Source organism: Fibrobacter sp. UBA7003 (genome assembly GCA_002449765.1).
In the GTDB taxonomy this organism is placed as follows: Bacteria; Fibrobacterota; Fibrobacteria; order Fibrobacterales; family Fibrobacteraceae; genus Fibrobacter.
Map to the genome: position 1 here is coordinate 72,052 of DJXN01000007.1, position 24,968 is coordinate 97,019.

26 protein-coding genes and 1 tRNA gene are annotated in these 24,968 nt (G+C 53.2%); 10 read left to right on the forward strand and 17 right to left on the reverse strand.

Annotated features, from left to right (window positions below):
* Positions 1–18 precede the first annotated feature (18 nt).
* The 6 genes from B2952_RS05235 to B2952_RS05260 all read right to left on the reverse strand — a co-directional run bounded on the left by B2952_RS05235 (position 19) and on the right by B2952_RS05260 (position 6,834).
* Positions 19–1,590 (reverse strand): hypothetical protein, encoded by a 1,572-nt coding sequence (locus B2952_RS05235; protein WP_290727838.1) that lies wholly within the window; start codon positions 1,588–1,590, stop codon positions 19–21.
* A gap of 23 nt (positions 1,591–1,613) precedes the next feature.
* A complete protein-coding gene (locus tag B2952_RS05240; RefSeq protein ID WP_290727836.1) occupies positions 1,614–3,356 on the reverse strand; it encodes a carbohydrate binding domain-containing protein in 1,743 nt (580 codons plus the stop codon).
* Between the two features lie 5 nt (positions 3,357–3,361).
* Entirely contained in the window at positions 3,362–4,195 is an 834-nt protein-coding gene (locus B2952_RS05245; RefSeq protein WP_290734001.1) for a TIGR02147 family protein, read from the reverse strand.
* A 187-nt stretch (positions 4,196–4,382) separates the two neighbouring features.
* Positions 4,383–5,645: a diaminopimelate decarboxylase gene (gene lysA / locus B2952_RS05250; RefSeq protein ID WP_290734003.1), complete on the reverse strand. Its 1,263-nt coding sequence runs from the start codon at positions 5,643–5,645 to the stop codon at positions 4,383–4,385.
* A 176-nt stretch (positions 5,646–5,821) separates the two neighbouring features.
* A complete protein-coding gene (locus B2952_RS05255; RefSeq protein WP_290781521.1) occupies positions 5,822–6,235 on the reverse strand; it encodes a hypothetical protein in 414 nt (137 codons plus the stop codon).
* 191 nt (positions 6,236–6,426) lie between these two features.
* Entirely contained in the window at positions 6,427–6,834 is a 408-nt protein-coding gene (locus tag B2952_RS05260; RefSeq protein ID WP_290734007.1) for a glycogen-binding domain-containing protein, read from the reverse strand.
* 119 nt (positions 6,835–6,953) lie between these two features.
* Here B2952_RS05260 and rpe point away from each other — a divergent pair, with 119 nt between their 5' ends.
* Positions 6,954–7,604 carry a ribulose-phosphate 3-epimerase gene (gene rpe, locus B2952_RS05265; protein WP_290734009.1) on the forward strand — a complete coding sequence of 217 codons (651 nt, stop codon included), beginning with the start codon at positions 6,954–6,956 and terminating at the stop codon, positions 7,602–7,604.
* A 64-nt stretch (positions 7,605–7,668) separates the two neighbouring features.
* On the opposite strand, the gene B2952_RS05270 is transcribed toward rpe, so the two are convergent.
* The gene (locus B2952_RS05270) at positions 7,669–8,118 is read right to left on the reverse strand and encodes a hypothetical protein (RefSeq protein ID WP_290722938.1); all 450 of its coding nucleotides are present in this window, start codon (positions 8,116–8,118) and stop codon (positions 7,669–7,671) included.
* Positions 8,119–8,440: 322 nt separating this feature from the next.
* Here B2952_RS05270 and B2952_RS05275 point away from each other — a divergent pair, with 322 nt between their 5' ends.
* Both B2952_RS05275 and B2952_RS05280 read left to right on the forward strand, forming a co-directional pair.
* A complete protein-coding gene (locus tag B2952_RS05275; protein ID WP_173381331.1) occupies positions 8,441–8,815 on the forward strand; it encodes a hypothetical protein in 375 nt (124 codons plus the stop codon).
* 10 nt (positions 8,816–8,825) lie between these two features.
* The gene (locus B2952_RS05280) at positions 8,826–10,589 is read left to right on the forward strand and encodes a hypothetical protein (RefSeq protein ID WP_290734011.1); all 1,764 of its coding nucleotides are present in this window, start codon (positions 8,826–8,828) and stop codon (positions 10,587–10,589) included.
* An 80-nt stretch (positions 10,590–10,669) separates the two neighbouring features.
* Here the strand turns inward: B2952_RS05280 and B2952_RS05285 are convergent, their stop codons facing one another.
* The 10 genes from B2952_RS05285 to B2952_RS05330 all read right to left on the reverse strand — a co-directional run bounded on the left by B2952_RS05285 (position 10,670) and on the right by B2952_RS05330 (position 17,531).
* Complete coding sequence (locus tag B2952_RS05285; protein WP_290727822.1) at positions 10,670–11,092, reverse strand: hypothetical protein; 423 nt, start codon at positions 11,090–11,092, stop codon at positions 10,670–10,672.
* Positions 11,093–11,110: 18 nt separating this feature from the next.
* A tRNA-Met gene (locus B2952_RS05290) sits at positions 11,111–11,182 on the reverse strand.
* Between the two features lie 59 nt (positions 11,183–11,241).
* Positions 11,242–11,976, reverse strand: a complete 735-nt coding sequence (locus B2952_RS05295) for a metallophosphoesterase (protein WP_173366530.1) — start codon at positions 11,974–11,976, stop codon at positions 11,242–11,244.
* 357 nt (positions 11,977–12,333) lie between these two features.
* Complete coding sequence (locus B2952_RS05300) at positions 12,334–12,696, reverse strand: bactofilin family protein (RefSeq protein ID WP_290734013.1); 363 nt, start codon at positions 12,694–12,696, stop codon at positions 12,334–12,336.
* A 9-nt stretch (positions 12,697–12,705) separates the two neighbouring features.
* Complete coding sequence (locus B2952_RS05305; RefSeq protein WP_173381333.1) at positions 12,706–13,506, reverse strand: M23 family metallopeptidase; 801 nt, start codon at positions 13,504–13,506, stop codon at positions 12,706–12,708.
* Positions 13,507–13,516: 10 nt separating this feature from the next.
* A complete protein-coding gene (locus tag B2952_RS05310) occupies positions 13,517–14,461 on the reverse strand; it encodes a ParB/RepB/Spo0J family partition protein (protein WP_290734015.1) in 945 nt (314 codons plus the stop codon).
* A gap of 33 nt (positions 14,462–14,494) precedes the next feature.
* Positions 14,495–15,280, reverse strand: a complete 786-nt coding sequence (locus B2952_RS05315) for a ParA family protein (protein ID WP_173366526.1) — start codon at positions 15,278–15,280, stop codon at positions 14,495–14,497.
* Positions 15,277–15,996, reverse strand: a complete 720-nt coding sequence (locus tag B2952_RS05320; RefSeq protein ID WP_290734016.1) for a 16S rRNA (guanine(527)-N(7))-methyltransferase RsmG — start codon at positions 15,994–15,996, stop codon at positions 15,277–15,279. The genes B2952_RS05315 and B2952_RS05320 overlap by 4 nt, the downstream gene beginning before the upstream one ends.
* A gap of 206 nt (positions 15,997–16,202) precedes the next feature.
* Positions 16,203–16,844, reverse strand: coding sequence for a hypothetical protein (locus B2952_RS05325; RefSeq protein ID WP_173381336.1), 642 nt, complete (start codon positions 16,842–16,844; stop codon positions 16,203–16,205).
* Positions 16,845–17,213: 369 nt separating this feature from the next.
* The gene (locus B2952_RS05330; protein ID WP_290734019.1) at positions 17,214–17,531 is read right to left on the reverse strand and encodes a hypothetical protein; all 318 of its coding nucleotides are present in this window, start codon (positions 17,529–17,531) and stop codon (positions 17,214–17,216) included.
* 216 nt (positions 17,532–17,747) lie between these two features.
* On the opposite strand from B2952_RS05330, the gene B2952_RS05335 reads away from it, so the two are divergent.
* The 7 genes from B2952_RS05335 to B2952_RS05365 all read left to right on the forward strand — a co-directional run.
* Positions 17,748–18,254, forward strand: coding sequence for an O-acetyl-ADP-ribose deacetylase (locus B2952_RS05335; RefSeq protein ID WP_290734021.1), 507 nt, complete (start codon positions 17,748–17,750; stop codon positions 18,252–18,254).
* A 39-nt stretch (positions 18,255–18,293) separates the two neighbouring features.
* Complete coding sequence (locus B2952_RS05340; RefSeq protein ID WP_290731640.1) at positions 18,294–18,812, forward strand: hypothetical protein; 519 nt, start codon at positions 18,294–18,296, stop codon at positions 18,810–18,812.
* A gap of 55 nt (positions 18,813–18,867) precedes the next feature.
* Positions 18,868–19,266 carry a pyridoxamine 5'-phosphate oxidase family protein gene (locus B2952_RS05345; RefSeq protein WP_097035981.1) on the forward strand — a complete coding sequence of 133 codons (399 nt, stop codon included), beginning with the start codon at positions 18,868–18,870 and terminating at the stop codon, positions 19,264–19,266.
* Positions 19,267–19,715: 449 nt separating this feature from the next.
* Entirely contained in the window at positions 19,716–20,324 is a 609-nt protein-coding gene (locus B2952_RS05350; protein WP_290734023.1) for a hypothetical protein, read from the forward strand.
* 131 nt (positions 20,325–20,455) lie between these two features.
* Positions 20,456–21,961 (forward strand): FecR family protein, encoded by a 1,506-nt coding sequence (locus B2952_RS05355; protein WP_290734025.1) that lies wholly within the window; start codon positions 20,456–20,458, stop codon positions 21,959–21,961.
* A 235-nt stretch (positions 21,962–22,196) separates the two neighbouring features.
* A complete protein-coding gene (locus tag B2952_RS05360) occupies positions 22,197–23,039 on the forward strand; it encodes a hypothetical protein (protein WP_173381343.1) in 843 nt (280 codons plus the stop codon).
* 170 nt (positions 23,040–23,209) lie between these two features.
* On the forward strand, positions 23,210–24,968 hold a 1,759-nt coding region (locus B2952_RS05365; protein WP_290781523.1), incomplete at its 3' end, for a DEAD/DEAH box helicase.

Consider the following 24,968-nt stretch of genomic DNA (forward strand, 5'->3'; position numbering starts at 1 on the left):
CTTTTTATATTGATGTATTTAACAAAAGACTAATTCGGCATTCTCATCAGCCATAAAGTCATCCAGTGAATCAAATCCCGCCTTTTCCCAAGGCTTCTGGAAACCCATTTTTTCGTATGCCCTCTCCAAGATTGCATTCAGGGAAAATTCATCCGTTGCAGAGCCAATTTCTTCACAAACAGAGGAAAACGCCTTGACTTCCTTTTTGAAGGACTCGATATCTATCTGCATCAACTCGGCAGCATACTGTTCCAGACATGCGACCTCTTCTTTTAATTTTTCCATATAAATGTCATATGAAGATTTAAAAGAATTCAGCATGGCAACAAGCTTTTTCACCAGCGGATTCGTATCCAGAATATAGAGCAGGGTACAGCTCATGATGCCGGTTACAAAAGCTCCGCAAAAAACGGAAACGACCTCGCCAACAACAGGTACCTGGCCCAACGCCGTCGAAGAAACCACCTCGTTGACCAACACGCCAATGACAACGCTCGCACCTGTCGCAATAACCTTGGTAAAGGCCAGCATGCGGTCCCCGAATGGCAACTGGTCCGGATTGATAAACAATATCTTCAACGCTTCGACTATCGACGTCCATGCCTGTCGAATAATGCAGACTATATTTTTCCCCGTAGTGAAGAATATGTTGCACAAGGTCGTTGTCAGACTAGACAAAATACCGGCCAAGGCTCCTTCCTTAAAAGATTCCAACAGTTGCCTGTATTTTTTCTTGCAGTTTTCAATACCCCTTTTTACGGCGGTGCCCAATGCATTGAAAAATTCCCCGGCATCCATATTCAGGACAGAATCAACTTTTTCGAACTCTTCCTTTATAGCAAACCATATTTCTACAAAAACAAAGCCTAGCGCTTGCCTTAATCCCATCTTGACGCCTACTTTTCCGGCAGCAATCGCAGAATCCTGCCAAAATGCGGGACTGGTATAGTACGTCATGTTAATCCTGGCTTCTTGAGACGCCCTCGCCTTTTTATCGGCCTCCCGCATTCTCGACTTTTCACTTTCAGAATATTCATCTCCATGCTTCTCAAGGTAGCTATCCATTGATTCGGCTTTCTTCTGCCGGTTGGTATGCGGATTAGTGGGCTTCAGGTTTTCTGGACTATTCGCCAACTCCACCCCAGACAGCCCCGACAATACTCGACCAGGATCATCATGAATTTCTTTTGCAGAAACGACATGGTCCAAATCCATTTTTTCATTGGGAGTAATCTTCTTCCCAGTATAGGAATCATTGAGCGTTCCGGCTTTCTTCTGCCTGCTGTAAAACCTGTTCGTCTCTATGTACTGGGAATCCCCATGATATTCATAGGAGTTGTATTCGCCTCGATTCTGGTAGTTCTGTCGATTTCTTTCGCTCTTGTAATCATTAGGGTTGCTGCGGATATTGTGTACGGTATCGACATCTCCTCCATTTCTATCGGAAACCAGAAAATCCAGGCCGAAAGACGTAATGATGCTTCTTACAATGACTCGTTCATATTGCTTGAATAATCCCTCTTTCATGTTCTCGTTCTTAGAAAACATGAAATCCGCGCCATCTAACTGTGCTACAAAAGTATTCGACATGATTACACCCAATCTTTACCTGATTATTTTTCCGGGCAGATAAAGCCCTTTTCATCTTCTGCAAGGGTCGCGTTGGTCCATTTGCCTTCAGTGCAGCAATAACCCGCAGGCAGGTCTCCAGCACTTTCCAAATACTTGTCGCAGTCCTTCTCGTACCAACTGGAACCAAGGCATATCTGATTTCCCAGAATCTTGCCTTCTGTCCCTTCATCGCCACACCTGGCCGGTTTCCACACCTTATCCGTGCAAAGAACCATCCTCTCGCTAGCGGCAGCTATTTTCATCTCGCCTGATTCACAAGGCTCCTCGAGCTTTTCAGCTTCAAGGTATCCCTTTCTATCTATGCAGCCGATACCCGTAATCTCAATCGAACCCGTTTTCTCGAAATGCCAGGTAAAGTTCGTCACCTGCCCGTTGACCCCTTCGATAGTTTCTTCGCCGCAAACACGGCCCCAACATTCATATTGCAAGTAATCCCAGGGAATATAGACAGTTTTCCACTCATCACTGTCCGTAATATATATGTAGTAGTCGCCATCTTCGCCACCCAAGGGCGATCCCGCAACAAACTTGTGACCGTTCCCCTTGTAGGAGTATTTTATGACTTCGCAATCAGAATAGTCCTCCGGTTCGCCGCGCTCGTTCAGCCAATAGCCCAAACCCGCATAGTCGTAACCTATCTTTTTCCCGATATCAAACGACGCCTTGATGGTATCGCCAGCGTTCCTATACGAAATAGTGGAGACACCTCTGTCCACCGAGTCCGTATAGGCTTTCCAGTCATCATAGATTTTCTTGAGCCAGCGGCCATCCTTGCACCTGAATGTCGCATGCGCAAGTTCGCTCAGGCTGTTCTTGTTATCCCTCAATTCGCCTTCCGTCTTCTTGTCGCAGTCGCCGAGTCCGTAGTTTTCCCACCAGAACTTGTCAACCGACTTCTCGAATTCCGGAATCGTATCGGAGAGTTCCCAGTCCTCCATGTTCTTGCGGATAGAGGCATAGTAATCCCCTTCGCTTCGTGCGCTTGCCCAGTCCGCAACCTTCGTCGCAGTCACGCTATCGTCCCACACGCCGTCATCCTCGATGTCGTATGCGAAATCCGCAAGTCTCTCCGAGAACCCGGCCTCGGAGAGGTCTCCCTGCATGAGGATGCTGATGGCGAGCAAGGCCGCGTTTCCCTTGCCGGACTCGAATATGGACAGGCCCTCGAACCCCTCGATGGATTCATCCGCGACACGGAACGCCTTGAGGATTTCCTGTTCCGCCTGCTTTTTCGCCTCGGCCACGGAGGAACCGTCATCTACCAAGTGCTGCATGCGTTCGTAAGCAAGGTGCGTGAGCAGGTTGATGTTCGCCGTCTCCCTGTCGGATACGTCCACCAGCGCATTGAGCGAGATGGATGCCACTGAATTCTTGCCGCTCACCTCGTTGCGGTAGAAACCGTTTGCCTCCAGCAACACATACTGCGATTCCAGATTGAGATGCGTGAAGCGGAAGTCACCGCGATCGCTCGCAATCTTTCCCGTAAAGGCACGACCGGTCTGCCCCAAGTTATCCACGTTCAGTTCGTAGAGCCTTACCGCAGAACCCTTCACGAAAGGCCCCTTCTCGGACACGCCCGCAATGGTCTTGTCCTCGATGGCAATCTGCGTCTCTTCGGTAGCACCGCCCGTATGCTTGTCTTTATCGTCGGAGGAGCATGCGCACAATCCGAACGCGGTAAACGCAAGGGCAGTGTAACTGGCTATTTCCAAAAACTTCTTCATAAAGTTTAATCCTTCTTCGGCTTCACGCTCCATGTGAGCGGGAAAAGTTGCAAGTTCAGTCGATAGACGCGTTCCATGTCGTCGTCTTCGGTAGCGATGGCGATAATACGCCTTCTAAAATCCGCAAGTTCTTTCACTATCTTCTGGAACGACTTCTGCGTGAGCCCTAGCGTAAGGCCCGAAACGGAGCGCTCGGAAAGCGGCACGTTCTTGATGGCGTCAAGCGCGAAGGCACCCATCTGCAGGTGCATCTGCTGTACCGCGAGGGGCACAAAATCCATCTTGCCCGTAGAAATCGTCTTGTTAGTTTGTTTAAACTTATTCTTGCCGGCCTTTTTCAGGAGCCCCATAGCCGTCAGGTACTCTATAGTCGCAGACACCTGCTTCGCGGTGATTTTCGGCATGCACTGTACCGCCACCTGCTTCGGTTTTTTGCCGGGCATGTGGGGCACCAGCTCCCTGAGCACGGGGTTCAGCCACGACTCGAAATAACCCATGGATTTCTGACCGAGCACGTTGACGCGATGCGCCTTCGAAAGCGCTTGCATCTCGTCGAAATGCTTCTGCCTTATAGTTTCTCGCCTCGCCTGGTTGAACGCCACAAGCGACCTGAAATACGCAAGTTCGAAACCGTCCAGCCCCATGGCGTGCGCAACACGCAAGATTCCGGGTCCGCGGAGTCCCGACTTCCCTTCACATACCAGCTTCAGGTAAACCGGCGAGCGGAAACCCGCAAGTTTCGAGAACTCGCGCCACGTCATCGCGGTGTGCGTTTTTTTGTCGCTGAACCAGTCACGCATGAAGGCATGATAGTCCTGGTATGTGATTACGGAATCCATATACTAGGAATATATACGCTTGCGGCGAAAAGCGGCGTGATAATAGATACAGAATCGCCAAAAAACAACTAAATTTCAGCAATATCACAAAAATTTACTTTTTTATGATACAAAATAGCCTAAAATAAAAGAAAAGCGGAGAATTCCGCTTTTTTTATAAGAAAATTTATTTAGAAAATTTACAGAACTATAGCTCAATCACGCGGTCGTTCTGGAGGAGCTGCTCAAACGTCTGACGCTCGCGAATGACCTTCAACTCGCCGTTCGTGTACATGGTTTCGGCGGCGTAGCGGCGGCTGTTGTAGTTGCTGCTCATGGCGGCACCGTAGGCACCAGCATCATGGAGAATCAGCAAGTCGCCGACCTTTGCCTTCGGGAGCTTGCGCGTTACCACGAAGCCGCCTTCTTCCTGCGTGAACACGTCACCGGATTCGCAGAGCGGACCAGCCACGACGGCGTCGACCATCTCGTTCATCTCGCGACCGTCGCGGGCGATGATGGAAATGCCGTGATAGCTGCCGTAGAAACTCGGGCGAACGAGATCGGTAAAGCCCGCGTCCAGCAGGTAGAACAGGTTGTCGCCCTGCTTCTTGACGGCGCGGATTTCGGCCATCAGGTAACCGCTCTCGGCCACCAGGTAGCGACCGGGTTCGACTTCCAGGTGAACCTCGTGGCCGATGCTCTGCTGGATGTTCTTGCGGGCCTTGTCCCACAGGTCGTAGTAGGCCTGCATGTCGATGCGGTTGCCCTTGTCTTCTTCGTGGTACGGAATCGGGAGGCCGCCCCCTGCACTGATGGTGCGGAGGTGAGAGCCCAGGCGGCGGCTAGCGTCCACCATCGCGTCGCAAACCTGCGAGAGGTGTTCGAAGTCGGAGCCGGAACCGATGTGCATGTGGAGCCCGGTAATCCACATCCCGTTTGCCTGCGCGAGCTTGACGCAGTCCTTGATCTGCTCGTGCCACACGCCGTGCTTGCTGAGCGGGCCACCGGTATTCACCTTGCTTGAATGCCCGTGACCGAAACCCGGATTCACGCGGAGCGTAAGTTCCGACTTCACGCCGAAATCGGCGAGTTGCTGGATCATGTCGGGCGAACCCACGTTCACCGCGATGTCGTACTTCTTCACGAGTTCAAGCGCGTCGCGGTCGAAGATGTCTGCGGTGTAAACAATCTCGGGGGCCTTGCCTTTCTGGACTCCGCCCTTGAAGCCCGCCTTCAACGCGCGGACGATTTCGCCTGCAGAGACGGCATCCACTACGCCGCCGAGCTTGCGCACAAGCGCCACGATGGAGAGGTTCGGGCATGCCTTCTGGGCAAAGCGCACGGTGTCGAAAACCTGGACTTCCTTCACGCGCTTCTCGATGGTGGCGCGGTCATAGAGCCAGAGGGGGGTGCCGTACTGTTCGGCAGCCTTCACGAAAACTTCTTGGGGGATAGAATAATTTGCCATGGGGACAAATTTAGAAAATGTGTAGTGCGTAATGTGGAATGTTAGTCGAGGGAATGATTGCCTAAAGCCGCAGCCCTCGGGCTGGCTCCGCTGCAAGCTTTACACAAAATGAAAAATGACGAGCGATTTGCCCAGCACATTCCCGAGCGATTGGCCCGGCACATTCCTCACAAGTTCTACAGGCTCATCGCCAGTCTTGCACCCACCGACTTATTGAAAGGATCGACGAGCGGGACAAAATCCACCTTGACATGCTGCGGCTTTGTTCGATACCGCCCCGCCGTATTGCGATACTCCTCCGCCTTCCTGATCCTCATGTCGCTTTTGACGCCGAGACCGATACCTTCAGCAATTCCCAGCACGCCACCTATCAAAAGGATAGCGCTCGGAATCCCGACAATGACCACGGCGACACCGCCGCCCTCCAGCGAGCCGCTATGCCCAGTAGACCATATGGTGCCAACACCGCCCACAACACCCATCAGCAAGCCAAAACCGATACTCGACGTAGCCTCGTCCATCAGCGAGTCCCCTTCAAACTGCAGACGTGCCGCCAGCGAGTCATAGTACACGACGCTGTCAATAACCACGCTATCCGCAATGGTTACGTTATCCGCAGTGGGGGGGTGCAGCAGGTTCGCCCGGCACAGCAAGGAGGGGCGAACAAAGCGCCAGGAACAATATGGCGATAAGCTTTTTCATATACCATGAATATATGTTATTTGCAAAAAAAAGGCCCCGGTAACCCGGAGCCTTCCGATAAACGAGCAAAAACGCGCGATTAGACGTGCTTGATCTTGTTGTCGCCTGCGTCCCAGTTCTTGCCGTCGCACACGAACTTGTATTCGTAGTCGCCAGCGGCGAGGGAAATCTTCGCAGTCCAGAGGCCAGTCTTCTTGTCCTTCTTGAGCATGTCCTTGTCGACAACCCAGTTGTTGAAGGAACCAGCGACGGAAACGGTCGTTGCGAGCGGGCAGTCGGCGACGAATTCGACGGCGACCTTCTTCGCGGCGGCGGCCTTCGGAGCGGCCTTCTTTTCGGCGGCCGGCTTGGCAGCAGCCTTCGGGGCAGCCTTCTTGGCAGCGGGCTTTGCACAAGCCTTAGCGCAAGCCTTCTTTTCGGCAGCCGGCTTGGCGGCGGCCTTCTTTGCAGGGGCCTTTGCGACCTTGTTTGCAGTAGTCTTAGCCATGATTTTATCTCCTAATGTTAAGTACGGGCTCAAAGTTAGTAAAAAATAAGTTTCGTGGCTAGGTCTAAAATAACCGCCCATCTTGCGCCCTGTCGCCTTTTTTTGCTATTTTTCATCGCATGTTGAAGCAAATTATCGCCCCCAGCGTGCTGAACGCTAACTTCCTCGAACTCGGTAACGGCCTCAAGGCCATCGAAAACGGCGGCGCAGGCCTCGTGCACCTCGACATCATGGACGGGCACTTCGTGCCGAACATCAGTTTCGGCCCGGGAATTTCGGCCTGCGTGGGCAAGGGCACCAAGCTCCCGCTCGATTGCCACCTGATGATCGAGGATCCCGAGAACTACGTGGGCGAATTTGCGAAGGCGGGTGCAAGCATCATCAGCGTGCACGCCGAAACCACAAACCACCTCGACCGCCTGCTGCACCAGATTAGGGAACTCGGCGTGAAGCCCGCGGTGGCTATCAACCCGGCGACCCCGCTAGAAAGCATAAAGTACGTGCTCGACATCGTGGACATGGTGCTCATCATGTCGGTGAACCCCGGCTTTGGCGGCCAGAGCCTTATCCCGTACTGCCTCGACAAGATCCGCGAACTGCGCGCCATGAAGCCGGAACTCGATATCCAGATTGACGGCGGCGTAAAACTCGACAACATTCTCGCCTGCAAGGAAGCGGGTGCGAACGTGTTCGTAGTGGGCTCCGCGATTTTCGGGAAGAGCGACCCCGAGACCGTGTGCCGCGAGTTCGTGGCGAAGGTCGGCGGCTAGGCTCCCCATCCAAATAATCTTCCCCTTTGAAAACAGAAACGGCCCGCATGAGCGGGCCGTTATTTTAGTTTTCGCCATGACGCCTTTCGGTCTCTTCGCGATCCACCGTCCGTGTCAGATATTCCTTGAAATCCCGGTCGATCTTCACTCCGTCGAAATCCATGTTGTCGTCCTTGAGGACAAACACGGCCGACGGGTTATCGATCCAGCCACGGATATCGAATTCCGTTAGCACGATGGAATTATTTCCCGGCCCCTTCGCCACGTACTCGACTTTCGACTTCTCCACCCATCCCTGACCGCAACGGCCCTTGACGAGCACCTCCGTCTCTGCATCCTGTACAATGACCAACTCGTCGTTGAAGCCAGCCGTGCAGACCACGCTGCCACCGCCCCTGTGGGACATGACATCGAGATCTCCCCTTTTGGACTTCACCGTCCCCGTCGCAGTTGCAAACGAAAACGAGACCGACAAAGCGAGGGCAACAATCATCATCAACATTACGCGTTTCATGATGGACCTCCCTTGTTTGAGGAACGGAACCTCCGTCCCTGTAAATCAAGTTACAAAGTCCACCATGCAGAAACCACTTTATTCGTAGTACAGCTTGGAATAGCTGGCTATTACTTTGTTCTAAATTCAAGCTAATTGCAATGTTTTGTCAGGCTTGTGTTCGGGTTATGTCACAAGACCGGTAGCAGCCTCGGGTTCGTATCGCAGAGGCGCATCGAAAGCGAAACCTTTTTATCCAAAAATGCACCGCCGGAACGTAAAACCATGGACATCTCGCAAAAAAATTCTGCCGATTTGCAAAAAAGGATATAGATTTTACCATATGAATCGCAAAGTCATTTCCACAACAACCGCATACGGGATTTCCGTCCTGGCGCTCGCCTTCATGGCAGCCACTGCGAATGCGCAGACCGCAAGCGCAAATGCCACTCCCGAAAGCGACAAGTCCGCCCTCGTCGACGAGGCGCCCGCACCCGCGGCACCCGAACCTGCACCGGTACAGGCAAAGCCCGCCGAAAAGGCTGCACCGCAACAAAAGACGGAATCCAAGGAGACCGCCACAAGCAAACAGGCAAGCGAACCCGCACCGTGCGAGCCCGCGCCCGCCCAGGATTCTGGCAGCAAGATTCCCGTATTCCCCATAGTCCTTTCTTCCATCGCGACGATTGCATTTGTCGTCCTCGCCATCATCTTCTGAGGAGGCCGTCATGCGTAGCTTGTACAAAGTAATAATGACCGTCGCGACGTTCGCCATGCTTGCCGCGCCCGCCATGGCCGAGGATCCGGCATGCGTAAGCCTCTGCCAGGCATGTACCGCAGGCGACAGCACCTGCAACAAGATCGAAGCCGCATGCCAATGCAAGATGCTCCTCGACAGCATCAAGTCAGCGAACACCGCCATCGAAATCAACCAGCGCAAGCTCGCCAAGGAAATCTTCGCGGGTTGCGACAAGCCCACCTGCGCCCGCAGCATCACGTTCGAGAACGGCATCTTCAAAAAGATGGAGAAGGGACGCACACCGCTCAGCAAGCTCGAACTCACGACAGGGGTGAGCGATGCCGCGCAGAGGGCGGCCCAGCAGCTGCCGCTCGAAATCAAGGCCGCAAGGTTCACCGTCGATTCCCTCACCCGCAGGCAGAGCGTGCTTCCGATTGCGCCCATGTCCATGGAGTGCAACGACAACTGCAAGACCTGCGCCGACCCGAACGCCGCAATACCCGCAATGACCCCGGCAAGCGCACAGCCCGCACCCGTGCCCGAACCGGCCACCGACTCCGCTGCCGCTTCCGACACCACGGCAAAGGCGACCCCCGTTCCCGCAGTCGATTCCGCCGCCATCGCCGATTCCATCGCGAAGGCAGCGGCGACACAGCACAAGGCCTTCTGCCAGCTCACCGAATCGAAATGCCAGTGCAAGGCGCACGAACAGAACGAACGCGACATCGTATCGCTCGACAGTGTCCTCGCCATCAGGACATCGCGCCTCGACAGCCTCGAAAAGAACCGCCCCGAAATCCTCCGCACCGAGATGGCGCGCAGCATCGCCGACCAGGTGCGCGAGAAATGCAAGGCGGCCGCCAAGTGCAGCTACACGGTCACCTTCACGAACAAGGAGCTCGCCCTGCTCGAAATGCACGATACCGCGCTCGATACGGTTAAACCCGCACCCGCGCCCACACCGGAGCCCGAACCGCAGGCAACCGCAGAATCCGAACCTGCCGCAACAAGCGCAGACACTGCAGCACCCGCGCCTGCCGAAGCCTGCATCCAGCCGGAAGCCGCGCCCGTCGATTCCGCAGCCGAAGCCGAAAAGGCGAAAAAGGAAAAAGAAAGGCGCATCTTCTACAAGGCCATGGAAATCACCTACGGCAAATTCGGCGAGAACGACTACTACAACATCGACCTCGGCCGCGTCAACAACCTGCACGGAAACGGACTTGAAATCGGAATCGCCTACCTGCTGCGCTTCTACTTCTACGACGGCGGCGCCTTCAGCATAGGCCTCGGGACCTTCTACCACTACAACGTCCTCGAACCCGACTCGGGCTACTATACCGAAGCGCCCGACTTCAAGATTACCTACCACAACGCAGGACTCGAAATGCCCGTCTCGTTCAGGCTCGGCGCTCCCGTCGTCCCCATCCTCAAGCCGTTTGTGAGCGAAACGTTCACCATGCGCTGGAACGTGGTCGAGGTATTCAAGGTCGAAGGGCTCGAAGACGAAGATGAAAATGCGGTCGACCCGTTCTCCGGAACAGTCGACATGTCGAAGATGGTCCTCGGCGACTGGGACTATTCCATGAACAGGCATCCGCATTTCGAATACGCCGTATGGCTCGGCTTCGGTATAGAAATCACGCACCACCTCTCCATCGAATACCAGCTGAACATGGGCTACCTCACCACGGGCCACAGCCACAACTACGACGCCGACAAGACATGGCGCATCGTTGCCGACTTCGCCTGGTAGCGTCCACGCCGCCACATTCCGGCATGTACAAAAAGAACCGCCCCTGAAAGCGGTTCTTTTGTTTTAAAACCTTAAGAAGCCTAGCGCTTGAGGCCTGCCGCTTCAAAGAACGGTATATTGCGCGGATTGGGGAGCGCAACCTCGGTAATCCAGTTGTATTCCGCGATGCCGGCAAGACCGATTCGGGCACACAACTGGTCGCGGGCGACATTGTAGGCATCGAGAATCTGGACCTTCTCGCCCTCGCTCGCTTCTTCGATTTTCTTGGACCAGGTGACACCGAGTTCGACAAGCGCGGCGCTCGCCTTCACGTAGCGCTTCGCCTGGTCGGCCGTCACCACGGGTTCGGCCGGGGCAGTGAACGGATCGACCTGCACGATAGGCACGCTCTTGGGCGCTATCGCCTGGTTCTGCACCACCTGCGGAGTCACCTGTTCGTCTTCACAGGCAACAAAAAAAGAGGCGATAGCCAGAATTGAAATTGCAAGAATCCTTTTCGACATATGCGCCTCTTTTTTTAATAGCGGTTCAGGGATTTGAACCCCGGACCAATGGATTATGATTCCAGTGCTCTACCGCTGAGCTAAACCGCCATGTAGGGGCAAATATAGAAACGCATGGAATCATTTTCAAGGTATCGGGGCCAAAAAAACTAAAAATGCACGGTGTTTTTGAGGGTGCCGTCTCCCCATTCGATTACGCACCAGCCGGGTTCGCTGCTCTTGAGAGTAAAATACGGCCTGTCCGGATCAATCTGCATCTGGGTGGAAGGTGCAGCATGGACAACCACGTGCCCGAAGCTCTTCTCGAATTCGTGGTGGTAGTGGCCGCAGAACACATGGTTCAGGTTCTTGAAACCGAGCAGGACTTCCTGCACCTCGACCATGTTCCTTAGGTGATAGCGCAAGTCCATGAACTTGTGGTCGCAGAAGCATGGCGGATGGTGCATGAACAGGAGCACTTCGCCTTCCACTTTCGGGACTTCCGCCTTGAGCCAGTCGAGCTGGTCACGCGAAACCTCGCCGCAGGCACTGTCGATAAAGAAGATGGAACGACCCTTGATGTCGTAGCGGTAATAGCACTTGCCGTTATGGACTTCGAGGTCGAAATACTGCTGCATGACTTCGATACGGTCGTGGTTCCCCGGAATGATGCAGACCGGGACAGGATAGTCCTTGAGCGAATCCACGAAAAACTTGTATGCTCCAGGTTCGGCGTCCTCGTTGGCGAGGTCGCCGGAAAGCACCAGGAGGTCGATATCCTTCATGGACTCAGACTTCAGCGCCTTGAAAAAATTGGCACGGACATCTATGCCCTGAACAAGCTCAGTATTCTCGCCGATGTGAGAATCCGATATCTGACCTATCTTCAACAAATTAGCTGCCATACAACGTTTGTAATAATATAAATTATACTAGCATGTAAAACAAGAAAATAATTTTTTTTGATTGAAATGTGACCTTGCTCAACATGCGGCTCGAAAAAATTCCTTTTTTTCAATATCCCGGAGTGACTTTTCTGTTGACAGATGTCAAGAACACGCGTCCAACATCTGTCAACATTGAAAATTGTGAGCAGGATTCGAGTTTTCAACATCTATAAACGGTTGTGATTTTTTCATAACTTGTTATCCTGCACAAAGATACACGTCATAGCCGGAATATTTATCCACTATTCACTCCACCATAATCATAATCTTTTATATAAATAGATTGATTATTATGATAGGTGTGTGGGTAAAGGGCTATACCTTCTCCTTGGGCTGGGCTGCCTGTGCGGAAACGCCCATCTGGCAGTTGCCCTGGAAGATGGCGCCTTCCTGGATAATGAGCTGCTTGGTTTTGATATTGCCCACGAACTTGGACGTGCTTTCCAGGATGAGCTTTTCCGCGACGTCGATGTTGCCCTTGATGGAACCGGCAATGACCGTGTTGGTCGCCTTGATTTCGCCCTCGATATAGCCGCTGCGTTCGACGATGAGCTCGCCGTTGATGTTGATGCTGCCGTTAACATTGCCTGCAATGCGCACATCGCTCTTGCCGCTGATGTCGCCCTTGATAGTGACACTGCCGCCGATTTGGGTAATTTCCTGTTCTTTTGTAGCCATTTTAGCCTCTTAGTAGTTGATAAATGTTTCGGGGTCCTGGGGAACTCCGTCCTTCTTGATTGAATAGTGTAGGTGCGGCCCGGTTGCTGCGCCTGTCTGGCCGACCGAACCTATGACGTCGCCCTTGCGGACAGAGCTTCCCTTGCGGGTCTTGATGCTCTCGAGGTGCGAGTAGCTCGTCGTAAAACCGTTTCCGTGGTTGATGACAATCGTGTTGCCGAGTTCGCCCATCTTGCCCGCGGATTCCACCATCCCGCTGCCCGTAGCGAAGACGGGGCTCCCTGCCTGGGCCGAAAAGTCCGTTCCCTGGTGTCCCGTCTCTTCGGAAAACTTCTTGCTGACAAGCCCGACGACCGGGATGATGTCCGGGATTTTTTCGATCCTGAGCTTTTCTTCGAGCGGGATCCATGTATAGCCGCCCTCGAAGTTGAGCTCGTTCTTCTTGGAGGGGGTATGCGTGAACAGGTTCCTGTCGATGATGCTGTTGATCTTGTTGGAATCGTTCTCGATGAAGGTCTCGAAGATGTTCTGGATCCTGTTTTCCATTATCCAGAGCGAATCGAGACGCATGAGCATTTCCTCGTAGTTCTGGTTCTTCTTGATAATCTGGGCATTCGAGACGCGCATCTTCTCGTAGCTTGCGATGATCTTGTTCATCTTGCCCAGGTTATAGATGAAAACTCCGGATACGGCTATGAACACCACGAGGAAAATCCGCAAGAAGACGAACCACCTTGTGGATATCTTGAACTTCTTTATCTCGTGCGAATCTTCCGGGATAATTTGTATGGTGTAATACTTGCCTTTCACGATTCTACCGTTAGCGGTTTTCCATGATTTCCTGGATGCGGGTCAGGTCGTCCATGGAGTAGTAGTTGATGACGATGGTCCCCTTGCCGCTGTCCGATGCGCTCGGGTTCAGCTGGACCTTAGTGCCGAAGAACGTCTCGAGTCTGGTCTCGAACTGTTTCATGTCGGCGCTGAGTTCGGGCTTGGGCTTCGCGGGGGTCTCGGGCTTCTTGGCCGGTCCGTCGCCCTGTTCTTCGTCCCTGTCGTCGTCGCCACGGATAATCGCCTCGATCTGGCGCACGTTGAGGCCTTCCTCGATGATGCGTTCCGCGAGCGATTCGGGGTCGCCGATCTTGTCGCTGCAGAGGGCGCGGGCGGCGCCGCTGTTCAGCTTTCCTTCCTCTATCCACAAGAGCACCTGTTCCGGGAGCTTGAGGAGGCGGAGGCTGTTGGTAATCGCGGAGCGCGACTTGCTCACAATCTTGGAGAGGTCTTCGTGCGTATAGCCGTGCTTATCGATTAGCTGTTGATAGGAACGTGCAATTTCGACCGGGTTCAGGTCGACGCGCTGGATGTTCTCGATGAGCGCCCATTCCGCCATCGCCTTGTCGTCGAGATTTTCGAAAACCTGCGCCTTGATTGTGGACAGGCCCGCGAGCTTGCTTGCACGGGTACGGCGTTCGCCGCTGATAATCTGGTAGCGTTCCCCCACCTTGCGCAGCGCGATCGGTTGGATGAGACCCTGCTGCTTGATGGACTCGGCCAGTTCGGAAAGTTCTTCGTCGTCGAATGCCTTGCGTGGCTGGAACGGGTTCGGGTCGATAAGGTCGATCGAGATTTCAACAATCTTCTCGAACTTTTCGCTATTTTCGGCAGGATTGTTGATAGTGTCCGTCTGTTCACCTTTGAAATTGATGTCGTGGTCCTTCATGATGGCGGAAAGTCCGCGGCCGAGGGCGAAAGATTTTTTTCCCATAATATATATGCGTGTTGAAAAAGGTTGTAGGTTTTACTTGCCCTTGTTCAGGATTTCCTCTGCGAGCTTCATGTAGGCCTGCGAGCCCGTGCTCTGCACATCGTACAGGATAACCGGCTTGCCATGGCTGGGCGCCTCGCTCAGTCGGACGTTTCTCGGGATCATCGTCTGGAAAACCGTGTCGGAGAGGTTTTCGCGCACTTCTTCGGCCACCTGCTTGGAGAGGCTCACGCGGTTGTCGAACATCGTGAGGAGGGCGCCTTCGATTTTGAGGTTGCCGTTCAGGTTCTTCTGCACCTCGCGGATGGTCTTGAAAAGTTCGGTCATGCCCTGCAGGGCGTAGTATTCGCACTGCACCGGGATGAGCACGCTGGTCGCGGCCGTGAGCACGTTCAGCGTAAGGAGGTTCAGGCTCGGGGGAGCATCGATGATGATGAATTCGAACTGGTTCTTGAGCACGTTGAGGACGCGTTCGAGCCTGTGTTCGCGGCTCATGGCGTTCACGAGTTCAATTTCCATGACAGCGAGGTCCGGTCCCGAAGTGATGACTTTCAAGAAATCCAGCGATGTATCCGAGACGGCCGGCATGATGTTTTCGAGAGTCATGTTGTCAGGGTTTTCGGCCATATCCAAAATTTCGTGGATGTCCATCTCCTGCGACTCGGTAAAGCCGAGACCCTGCGAGGCGTTGCCCTGCGGGTCCATGTCGATAAGGAGTGTCTTCTTTTCGAGAGCGGCAAAACTTGCAGCCAGGTTCACGGCCGTCGTGGTTTTGCCCACGCCGCCCTTCTGGTTGCATACTGCTATCACTTTACTCATTTATTACCTCGAGTGACTAAGGCGTAATCCTGTTCTTCGTTCGGCAGCTTGTATTTCCAGATGTTGACTGCCGGGTCGTTTTCCAGGTGTGAAATGCTATTGAAACTTTTTAGAGTGACGAAGAGTCCGCCCTTCTTGAGGGCGGGCTGCGCACGTTCCCAGTCGTTTTCGAAAGTCGAGAGGGCGCGGCAGCTGATGAAGTCCAGGTCGGCAAGGCCCGAAGTCTCGAAGCGCTTACCTACTACGGTCAGGTTCTTGAGCTGCAGTTTTTCCTTCGCGTAGTTCATGAACTCCACGCGCATGTGGCGGGGCTCCACCGCATAGAACTGCACCTCGGGCATCGTGATGGCGAGCGGGAAGACCGGACAGCCTGCACCAGCACCCATATCAGCCCATGTCTTAGACGAAAGATCGCTTCGCTGGTAGACGATAGACGATAGGGTACCTCTTTCGTCTTTCTCTTCAAATAATCTTTCGTCTTTCGTCTTTCGTCTTTCGTCTATATATATATAGGGAACGAGCGAGTCGGCGATGTGGCGGCTCAAGAATTTCTCGGAATCCTTCGCTGAAATCAAGTTGCCGAATTGCTTGGTTTCCACCACCAGGTCGGCAAAGTCATAGAGCTTACCCAGCGTCTCTTCGGACAACTGCACACCATACCCCTTCAGGAACTGGTTCAGAAGATTCTGCTGCTCTATGTTTGTTTTATAACCCATTATTTGTTCCACGTGAAACATGCGATAGCGAGTGTCGCGACGGGGTGCTTGCACACCGGCATGACCGAGCATGAGCATGTAGGACACGAAGTGTCCAAACAATTTAGTATATCTCACAAAAAAAAGAGAACGCCGACATCGGCGCCCTTTCACTTTTTTAAAATATCCGTTAATAACTTTTTGATAGATGTTGAGATGCTGTGAACTTACTTCAAAAATTCTACAGTGTATTTTCCCTGGGCGGGGCGACCGAGTAGGTCGAAGTGTCTTGCATTTTTGTAATTGACTGCCGGACGAACCTTGCGGAGGATTGCATCGGTTCCTGCTTTTCGACGGAACATGAAGTAAGTCATCACCTTGTGGTCTAGCCCATCTTCGATATAAGTCTTGCTAACAATGACCCTGTCATTTTTAACTTCAGTATCGTAACGGTACCAGGTGGTCACGTAGTCGTCGCGACTATCCTTCACATAGCAGGTGTTGGTGTCCTTCTCGTCGTTGACGATAATTTCGCTTTCAGAACGCCTGAAGAGGGTATCATTTCCCATGACATATATATTAGTGTACTTACCGGCTTCGTCAGTGCTGGTAATGGCCAGGGAGTCCCCGTCAAAGTAGATACTAATTGTGTCGCTCACTCCATTTACCGATCCTATAATGGTCCAGTTATTTTCTACATGGTCGATATCGAAAACTACCGAGTCAGGATTTATGGTAGTCTTGTATTGCCATTCCCCGTTGCGGAGATTCGCTTCGTAGGCGCTGTCGACTTTATCGCCGGTCCGATAGTACTTCAGGATATAGATGGAGTTCCCCCTGGTATTGGCAGTGCCTTTGTCTACATACATGCTGTCAAATAGCAGGCCGTCAAAGCTCTTGTCGTAACCAGCGATTGTTGCCTGTTCATATTCAAAAACTGTATGGATGCAGTCAGCAAAAGACTGGGTGAATAATGCCAGAGTGGCGAGAATAAGAATGAGTTTTTTCATATGAGGAAATATAATAAAAGATTTATGTTGGGCGCTTTCGGAGCCTACATGCTTGGTCATGAAACCAACATGCTAGGCATGTTGGGCCTCTGGTTTCACCATAGGCCAACACCCTGCGGTTCCCAAATAAAAATGTGCAAGCACATTTTTGCTTGGAAACCTTGTGCGTGTTTCACGTGAAACAATGAGGTGATTCAAAACTTTCAACATTAGTCCGCAAATATATTTCTAGAACTTTGCTGGTGAATTTGGGTCGCACCAGATGGGGCCGTGTCCACCGAATGCTGCCGAGAGGGCTGCGCCCGTGACGCAGAGCCCCGTCCAAATGAGTGAATTTTTCAAGTAATTTCCTTTTTCTTGCTCTTTTATGGAGGGATTGATTTTCCTGGAGCTCGAATCCGAAGCCTCGGCCTTGTCGCTATTGTCCACCTTGAATATCATGGCGCGGTCGGTGGCCGGCGCCTCTGCCTGCTTTTGTGGCAGGAGCTGTGCGAGCGAAAGTGGCGCGCTCGCCAGTAAAAGGATTGCAATACCGTAAAGCCTCATGATAACCCCAAAATGTTCTCCTGCAGATAATATATATAATTTCATGGAATTTTTCGCAAGAAAATGACGGATGACATTATTTGACTCTAGAAGTTTATATATTGCCGACAGGACTATTTCAGGGAGGTTCCCGTGTGTTCCCTCATTGCGGCCATTTTCATAACGGTACTGCTTATCATGTGGTATAATTAGGTATATTATATATAGGAGGCCAATATGGTAGAAATCGAGATTATCCAGGGCGACATCACCAAGCTTGCGGTGGATGCCATCGTGAATGCGGCGAACTGTTCGCTGCTGGGTGGCGGCGGTGTGGACGGCGCAATCCACCGGGCGGCAGGCCCGGATCTTTTGAAGGCGTGCATCCCCCTGAACGGTTGCGAAACGGGCAAGGCGATAATTACCCCCGGCTTCAGGCTCCCGGCAAAGTTCGTCATCCATACTCCGGGTCCCATCTACCGGGATGGCCTGCACGGCGAACCCGAACTGCTGGAATCCTGCTACAAAAGTTGCCTCGATTTGGCCGAGGAGAACGGCTGCGAGACGGTCGCCTTCCCCGCTATTTCTTGTGGAGTTTATGGCTACCCCTGGGAGGCCGCTACCGAGATTGCGGTAAAGAGCGTCCGCGAATTCCCGGCGCAGAAAGTCAAGAAGGTCATCTTCTGCTGTTTCGGTGAACAGATGTTGAAAATTTATCGAGAAGTGATGGCGAAAGCGTCTTGAAAAAAAATGAAGTTTTATCGTTTATTTTTACCCTTTCTAATGGTACTCGTGATGGCGGGCATCTCATTTGCCAACGAGGAACAGGCCCCCAATGTAGCGCAGGATTCCACTAGGGTGCAGCAGAACTCTGGAAAAACTTTCTTTCGGGAATTGGTTCCTTGGAATATGTACCTGGGAGGCGGCACAGGTTTCGCTTTTGGAGCAGATTGGGTTTTTGGTGATTGGAATTATATATACATTAAAGGTGATGATTCCAGTTTTATACCAAGTCACATTTGGTTGTGGACTATTGGGACGCATGCGTTTTTTGCGGACGGGTTCAACTTCCTGCTGCAGCCAAATATCCTATATTTCTACGAAAGGGGCATCTCGTTCAAGTTTTCCCTAGGTCCAGAACTGGGCTACATTAACGAGACTGGCTTTGATTACGGCTTTTCGCTCTGTATCGGGACAATCATCGACATATTCAATGTCAGGGTGGGCTATCTGGTACGGACGAAGAGTCCTTATTTCCATATATTGTTTAACTTGCCGGTAGGCATTGGTATGTGGGTATAATAATCTATATTTTAGCAAACAAGTATTGAATTTTTTCAAAAAAAAGGAACATCTTATGGAAGAAGTCGTAAAATTTCTCAAGGCATGTGGTGCGTATTTCCTCGCGACGGCCGACGGCGACCAGCCGCGCGTCCGCCCGTTCGGAACCGCCAACATTTTCGAGGGTAAGCTCTATATCCAGACCGGCAAGTCGAAGGACTGCTCCAAGCAGATCCAGAAGAACGGCAAGGTCGAAATCTGCGCGATGAACGCCGCCGGTAACGAGTGGGTCCGCGTCGCCGGTACCCTGGTCCGCGACGACCGCCGCGAACCGAAGGTCGACATGCTGGAGCACTACCCCGAGCTCAAGTCGATGTACTCCCCCGACGACGACAACACCGAGACGCTCTACTTCAAGGACGCGACCGCTACGTTCTACAGCTTTACGGCGGCTCCGAAAGTCGTGAAATTCTAGGCGCTAGTTTCACGTGAAACTCCTGCCGCGCGGATTGCCCGGCAGAAAAATTTGCCTCGACGGCCTCCTCGTCGGGGCTTATTTCATAGGGTCGTCATTTTCGGATGTTGATATGATTGTAAACATTCTATTAACTAAATTTCGATGTATGGTCTGAAAACATATGATGGACGTGGATAAAGTTGGGGATAGGTGCCTGTTTTTGGGGATGTTTCACGTGAAACGTCATTTGCTCATGTGGATAACTTGTGAGGTTTGGAAATTGCGCATTTAGGCGCCCTTTAAATTGTAAACATGTTATCAACAAAAATCTATATGAAGGGGCATGTTTCATATGATGCGAAAAAGCAAAAAAAAACGCTTGTTTTTTTTTTTTGTTACAAATAAATGCGCTAGTTTGAGTGTGATAGTTGTATATTTTCCAATATCAAAAGTTAGGAGCTACCATTATGAAAAAGTTAGGAGCTATCATCTTCATTCTCGTGTCGGCTGCCTCGGCGTCCGGCATATCCTGGAAAACCTTCGACGTCAAGACGGGCCCCCTGCTTGGCGGCTGGTCGGAGTCCACGACATCCTTAGGCTGGTCGCTTTCGCTGGTGAAGCCGCTGACCCCCTACTTGGGCGTGGGCGCCATGATCGAGGTCGCGACAAGCCATTCGATGTGCTGCGACTGCGCGGAGTACGACTTCGACGAACTTTCCGAAGGGCTGCTGGTGAATTTCGACGCCCCCCTTGCTTACGGGTTCAACCTGATCGCCAACTTCATGTTCCTGCTGCACTGGGAGGAAGGGACGGTCGAAGGCCTCTACTACCCGTGGCGCGTCGAGGAGGATCTTTACGATGCGGACGGCGAGCCGGTCTACGGTCTCTACAGGATGGAGGAAGACAACAACGACTACGACTTCGAATCGTTCATGTTCCGCTCGAACCTCGGGGTCGCCTGGCGCACTTCGGGCGGGCGGTTCGGCCTCGAACTCTACCCCCTGGACTTCGCCCTGGTTCGTGGCGGCGACGCCCGCTACACGATGTCGCTGAACGCGGTTGTCCGCGTGTTCTAGCCCGCGGATACCCCAAATATATTGCCTTGGAATATTATATCGCGAGCCTTTTCGGAAAATAGTGATTATATTTATAGCGTGTGTTGCGCCCTATGGGCGTAGTTGTTGTCTTATCCCGAGAGGCTGTATCTATGTTGAGAAGCTTAACGCTATGGGTGATTTTGGGTGTCACGCTCTCGCTGGCCGCTCCCCAGAGTGGCAAGGTGCGTTCTGTTCTTGGGGACGTCTCGTTCAAGAAAAAGGGAAAAGGGGACTGGGCCAGTCTCCGCGTGGGTGCGAAGGTCCAGGAAAAGGATGTCATCCAGACGGAAATTGAATCGGGCGTGCTGATTTCGATGCCCGACGGCAGTACTATCTCCATCGAGGAGAACGCGCTGGTCGAGTTCTCGCAGATTCTGATGATCAAGGATTCGCAGGTCTCCGAGGTGGAAGTCAAGAAGGGCATGCTCCGGTTTGACGCCCAGAAGCAGAAGGGGCCGCAGAGCAAGTTCAGGTTCAGGACCGGTACGGCGACTGCATCGATCCGCGGTACGGACGGTGTCATCGGCGTTACGGAAGGCGGCCTCCCCTACGGCGCCCTCAACAGCGGCGAGATGGTGATGGATGAGGACGGTAAGGAAATTTCCGTGAAGGCGCAGCAGTACGTGGCCTTCCGCAAGGGGCAGGCTCCCGTTGTAGTCGAGGCCAAGAACGCGGGCGACCTAGACTTCATCAAGACGCTCAGTGCCGCCGTGGACGACACCGCGAAGTCGGTCGAGGATATCCAGGCGAGCGCAAGGGAAATCGACGCGAAGATCGAGAAGAGGAACGAGGACCTGAGGCTCCAGTACAAGTGCCGCCTCTATTCCGTGCCTCCCGTCATCTCGACGAATACGGTCACCATCGAGGCTCTCTGCTCTCCCGGCGTGACGGTCACGCTCGGTTCCGAGACGTTCGAATCTAGCGGCCAGACGTTGCGCTTCACCCCGAGCTGGGCGGACGGCGCTTTTGGCGAGAAGAAGTTCCGCATGACCTGCTCCGTGGAGAAGAATACGTTCGAGTGCGGCAATATCTCGTTTGTCTACAGGGTCGATCGCCGCATCAAGTTCATGCGGTACGACGAGCACAAGTGCGAGGCTCTCTATGCGACTACGGGCTTCAACGGAAATGACGGCAAGTTGCGCGTGTACGTCGGCGACAGCCTCCTGAGGGACCTCATGCTCGAAAGGGATATCGCCGCGAGCTTCCCGCTGCTTCCCGGCGTCAACACCTACCGCATTGTTCCTGAAAACGAGGACAGTTCCGTCGGCGTAATCGAGCGCGAACTCAAGTGCTTCCCGAAGACGGGAGTGAAAATCCAGTTGCGAAACGGCAACAAGGCCGTCTTCAAGAAGAAGGTCTCGCAGGGTGCCGCGGTCTACCCGGAACTCGAGTTCGACGTGGTGAAGGTCGTGAACAACGACCCGTCGCAGATAAAGTCCGTGGAAGCGAGCGTCAACGGCAAGCCGTGCGAGCTCAAGATGATTCCGTCCGAGAGCGGCCTTGGCTACAGCACCAAGCTGCAGGTGCGCCGCGGCAAGTCGACGAAGGTTGATATCAAGGTCACCATGCTGAGCGGCGAGGTGGCCAAGGAATCCAAGATTTTCGAGTACAAATAAAGGTTGTACTAAAATACTTAATACTTTGTTATAATTTTAATAAGTTCGCTTTTTGCAACAAAAAAGCGAACTTATTTTTATTTTTGTAAACAAAATTATACCACACAGTGTGTTGACTGCGTAGTTTATTTGCTAGATTTGTGCCAAACCTGATACAGAACATAGCGGGCAAAAAAGGTGTCTGGATGAAGTCCAACGTCTGCTACGAAGTTTGTATCAACTGAGGAGAACAAAAATGAAAAAGATCATTGCATTATGCTCTTTCGTGTTCCTGCTTTGCTCCTGCGCAGGCGTGAACGTCAAGAAACCCGACATCGACAACGTGAAAAAGGTCGCCATCCTGAGCGTTACCGGTAGCGAAGATTACGAAGATATCGAATCCGTGAAGGGCAACAAGGAAAACCTCCTTTCCGTCGTCGGCAACATTATCAAGGACAATGTCGAGATGATCAACGAGCCGCAGGTGAACATCGCCACCCACGGCGCGAACGCCCTTTTCCAGGCGCTCAACGGCATCGAAGGCTGGAGCGTGATTCCGTTCGAGACTGTGCTCGACAACGAAGAGGTGAAGGCCTTCTTCGAGAACAAGGATACCTGGGGCAAGGTCGAGGACTTTGCGAACAAGGTTGCTCCCCGCGACGGCAAGCGCCGCGTGCCCGCAAGAGGCATGTATGAACTTTCCTTCGACAAGGTCGTGCCCGAAGGCTATACCTGGGTGAACGGCGAACGCATCGAAGCCCCTGTCCACCGCGCCCTCGGCAAGATGTGCCAGTCCCTCGGTGTCGACGCTATCGCTGTTGCAGAATTTTACTTCTACTACGAAACCGGCATGATGACCAAGATTACGAGCAACGTGACCCCGATCGTGCTCGTGAATGTCGCGATGATCGACAAGAACGGCGAAAAGGTGCTCTTCACCGACCGCGGCTGGAAGCAGATCGAAGGCAGCGAATCCGCGAAGATTCACCACAACTACGTGGACCTGCGTGACGACCGTTCCGTGAAGGCCTACAACCTCGCCATCGACAAGATCATGGACGAGTTCCGCAAGGAAGCCGCGAAGAAACTCGCAAAGTAATCCAGTTTTTACTCCTTGGGAGGGGCTGTGCATTGCGCGCGGCCCCTTTCACTATTTTCACTGTTGTTTCAGATATAAACGCTGACACGCTGGCATGAATTATGCTAAATTGTGTCCGTAATTTTTAATTGTGGCTACAGGTGTGCCTGCGGCCGTTATAAAGGAATACGATGAGCATAGTAGATACCGTACTTCACAAGGTTTTCGGGACTCCCCACGAACGCAAGGTAAAGCAACTCCGTCCGGTCATTGCCAAGATTCACGAGGCGCGTGCCGCCCTCGAGGCGCTGGACGATGCGGCGCTCGCTGCGAAGAGCGCGGAATTCCGCGAAAAACTCAACAACGGCGCCTCCCTCGAGGACATCAAGGTCGAAGCCTTCGCCGTGTGCCAGGAAGCCTGCGACCGCCGCTTGGGTATCTTCAACATCTTCAAGCCCGAATTCGGTTTCGACTTCAGCCGCCTCGGTCCTGAACTCCAGGGCGCGGTGGAAACGGCCAAGGCCGAACTTGCTAGCGGCAAGAACGAATGGGAAGTCTACCTGCCCGCCGCCCTCTACGCGAAGGTGCGCGAACTCTACCCCGAGTCGGTGAAGCCGTTCCGCATGATGCCCTTCGACGTGCAGATGATCGGTGGCCTCGTGCTTCACGAGGGTGCGATTGCCGAAATGGCGACCGGTGAAGGTAAGACCCTCGCCGCAGCCCTCCCCGTCTACCTGAACGGCCTCGGCGGCCACGGCGTGCACGTGGTGACGGTGAACGACTACCTCGCCGGCCGTGACGCGAAGCAGATGGGCCTCGTGTACAAGTTCCTCGGGCTCACCGTGGGCCTTATCGTGAACGGGCTCGATTCCGAACAGCGCCGCATTAGCTATAACAGCGACGTGACCTACGGTACCAACAACGAGTTCGGCTTCGACTACCTGCGCGACAACATGGCGGTCGACCCGTCCCAGCTGGTGCAGCGCGAACTCAACTTCTGCATCGTCGACGAAGTGGACTCCATCTTGATTGACGAAGCCCGTACTCCGCTCATCATCAGCGGCCCTGCCGAAGATGCGACCGACAAGTATGCGAAGGCCAACGAGATTGCGCAGAAGCTCGTGAAGAACAAGGATTTCTCCGTCGACGAGAAGGACAAGAACATCCAGCTCACCGAGAAGGGCGTGAACCATGTCGAGAGCCTGATGCAGATTACGAACCTCTACGGCGAACATGCCGACTGGGTGCACTTCCTCGACCAGGCGCTCCGTGCATGGCACCTCTACGAGAAGGACGTGGACTACATCGTGCGCGACGGCGAGATCGTGATCGTGGACGAGAACACGGGCCGTCTCATGGAAGGCCGCCGCTACAGTAACGGCATGCACCAGGCCATCGAGGCCAAGGAAAAGGTGCAGATCCGCCGCGAGAACCAGACGCTTGCGACCATCACGTTCCAGAACTACTTCCGCATGTACAAGAAGCTTTCGGGCATGACCGGTACGGCCGAAACCGAAGCGACGGAATTCATCAAGATTTACAACATGAACACCTGGGTCATCCCGACCAACAAGCCCTGCATCCGCAAGGACGAACAGGACCTGGTCTACAAGTCGGAAGATGCCAAGTGGAAGGCGATTGTCGCAGAAATCAAGACGCGCCACGAGAAGGGCCAACCGCTCCTCGTGGGTACGGCTTCCATCGAGAAGTCCGAACACCTCCACGGCCTCCTTGAAAAGGAAGGCATTCCGCACGAGGTGCTGAACGCGAAGAACCACAGCCGCGAAGCCGAAATCATCCAGTACGCGGGCCACGCGGGCAAGGTGACGATTGCGACCAACATGGCCGGTCGTGGTACCGACATTGCGCTTGGCCCCGGAGTGACGGAACTCGGCGGCCTCCACGTGCTTGGTACCGAGCGTCACGAATCCCGCCGTATCGACAACCAGC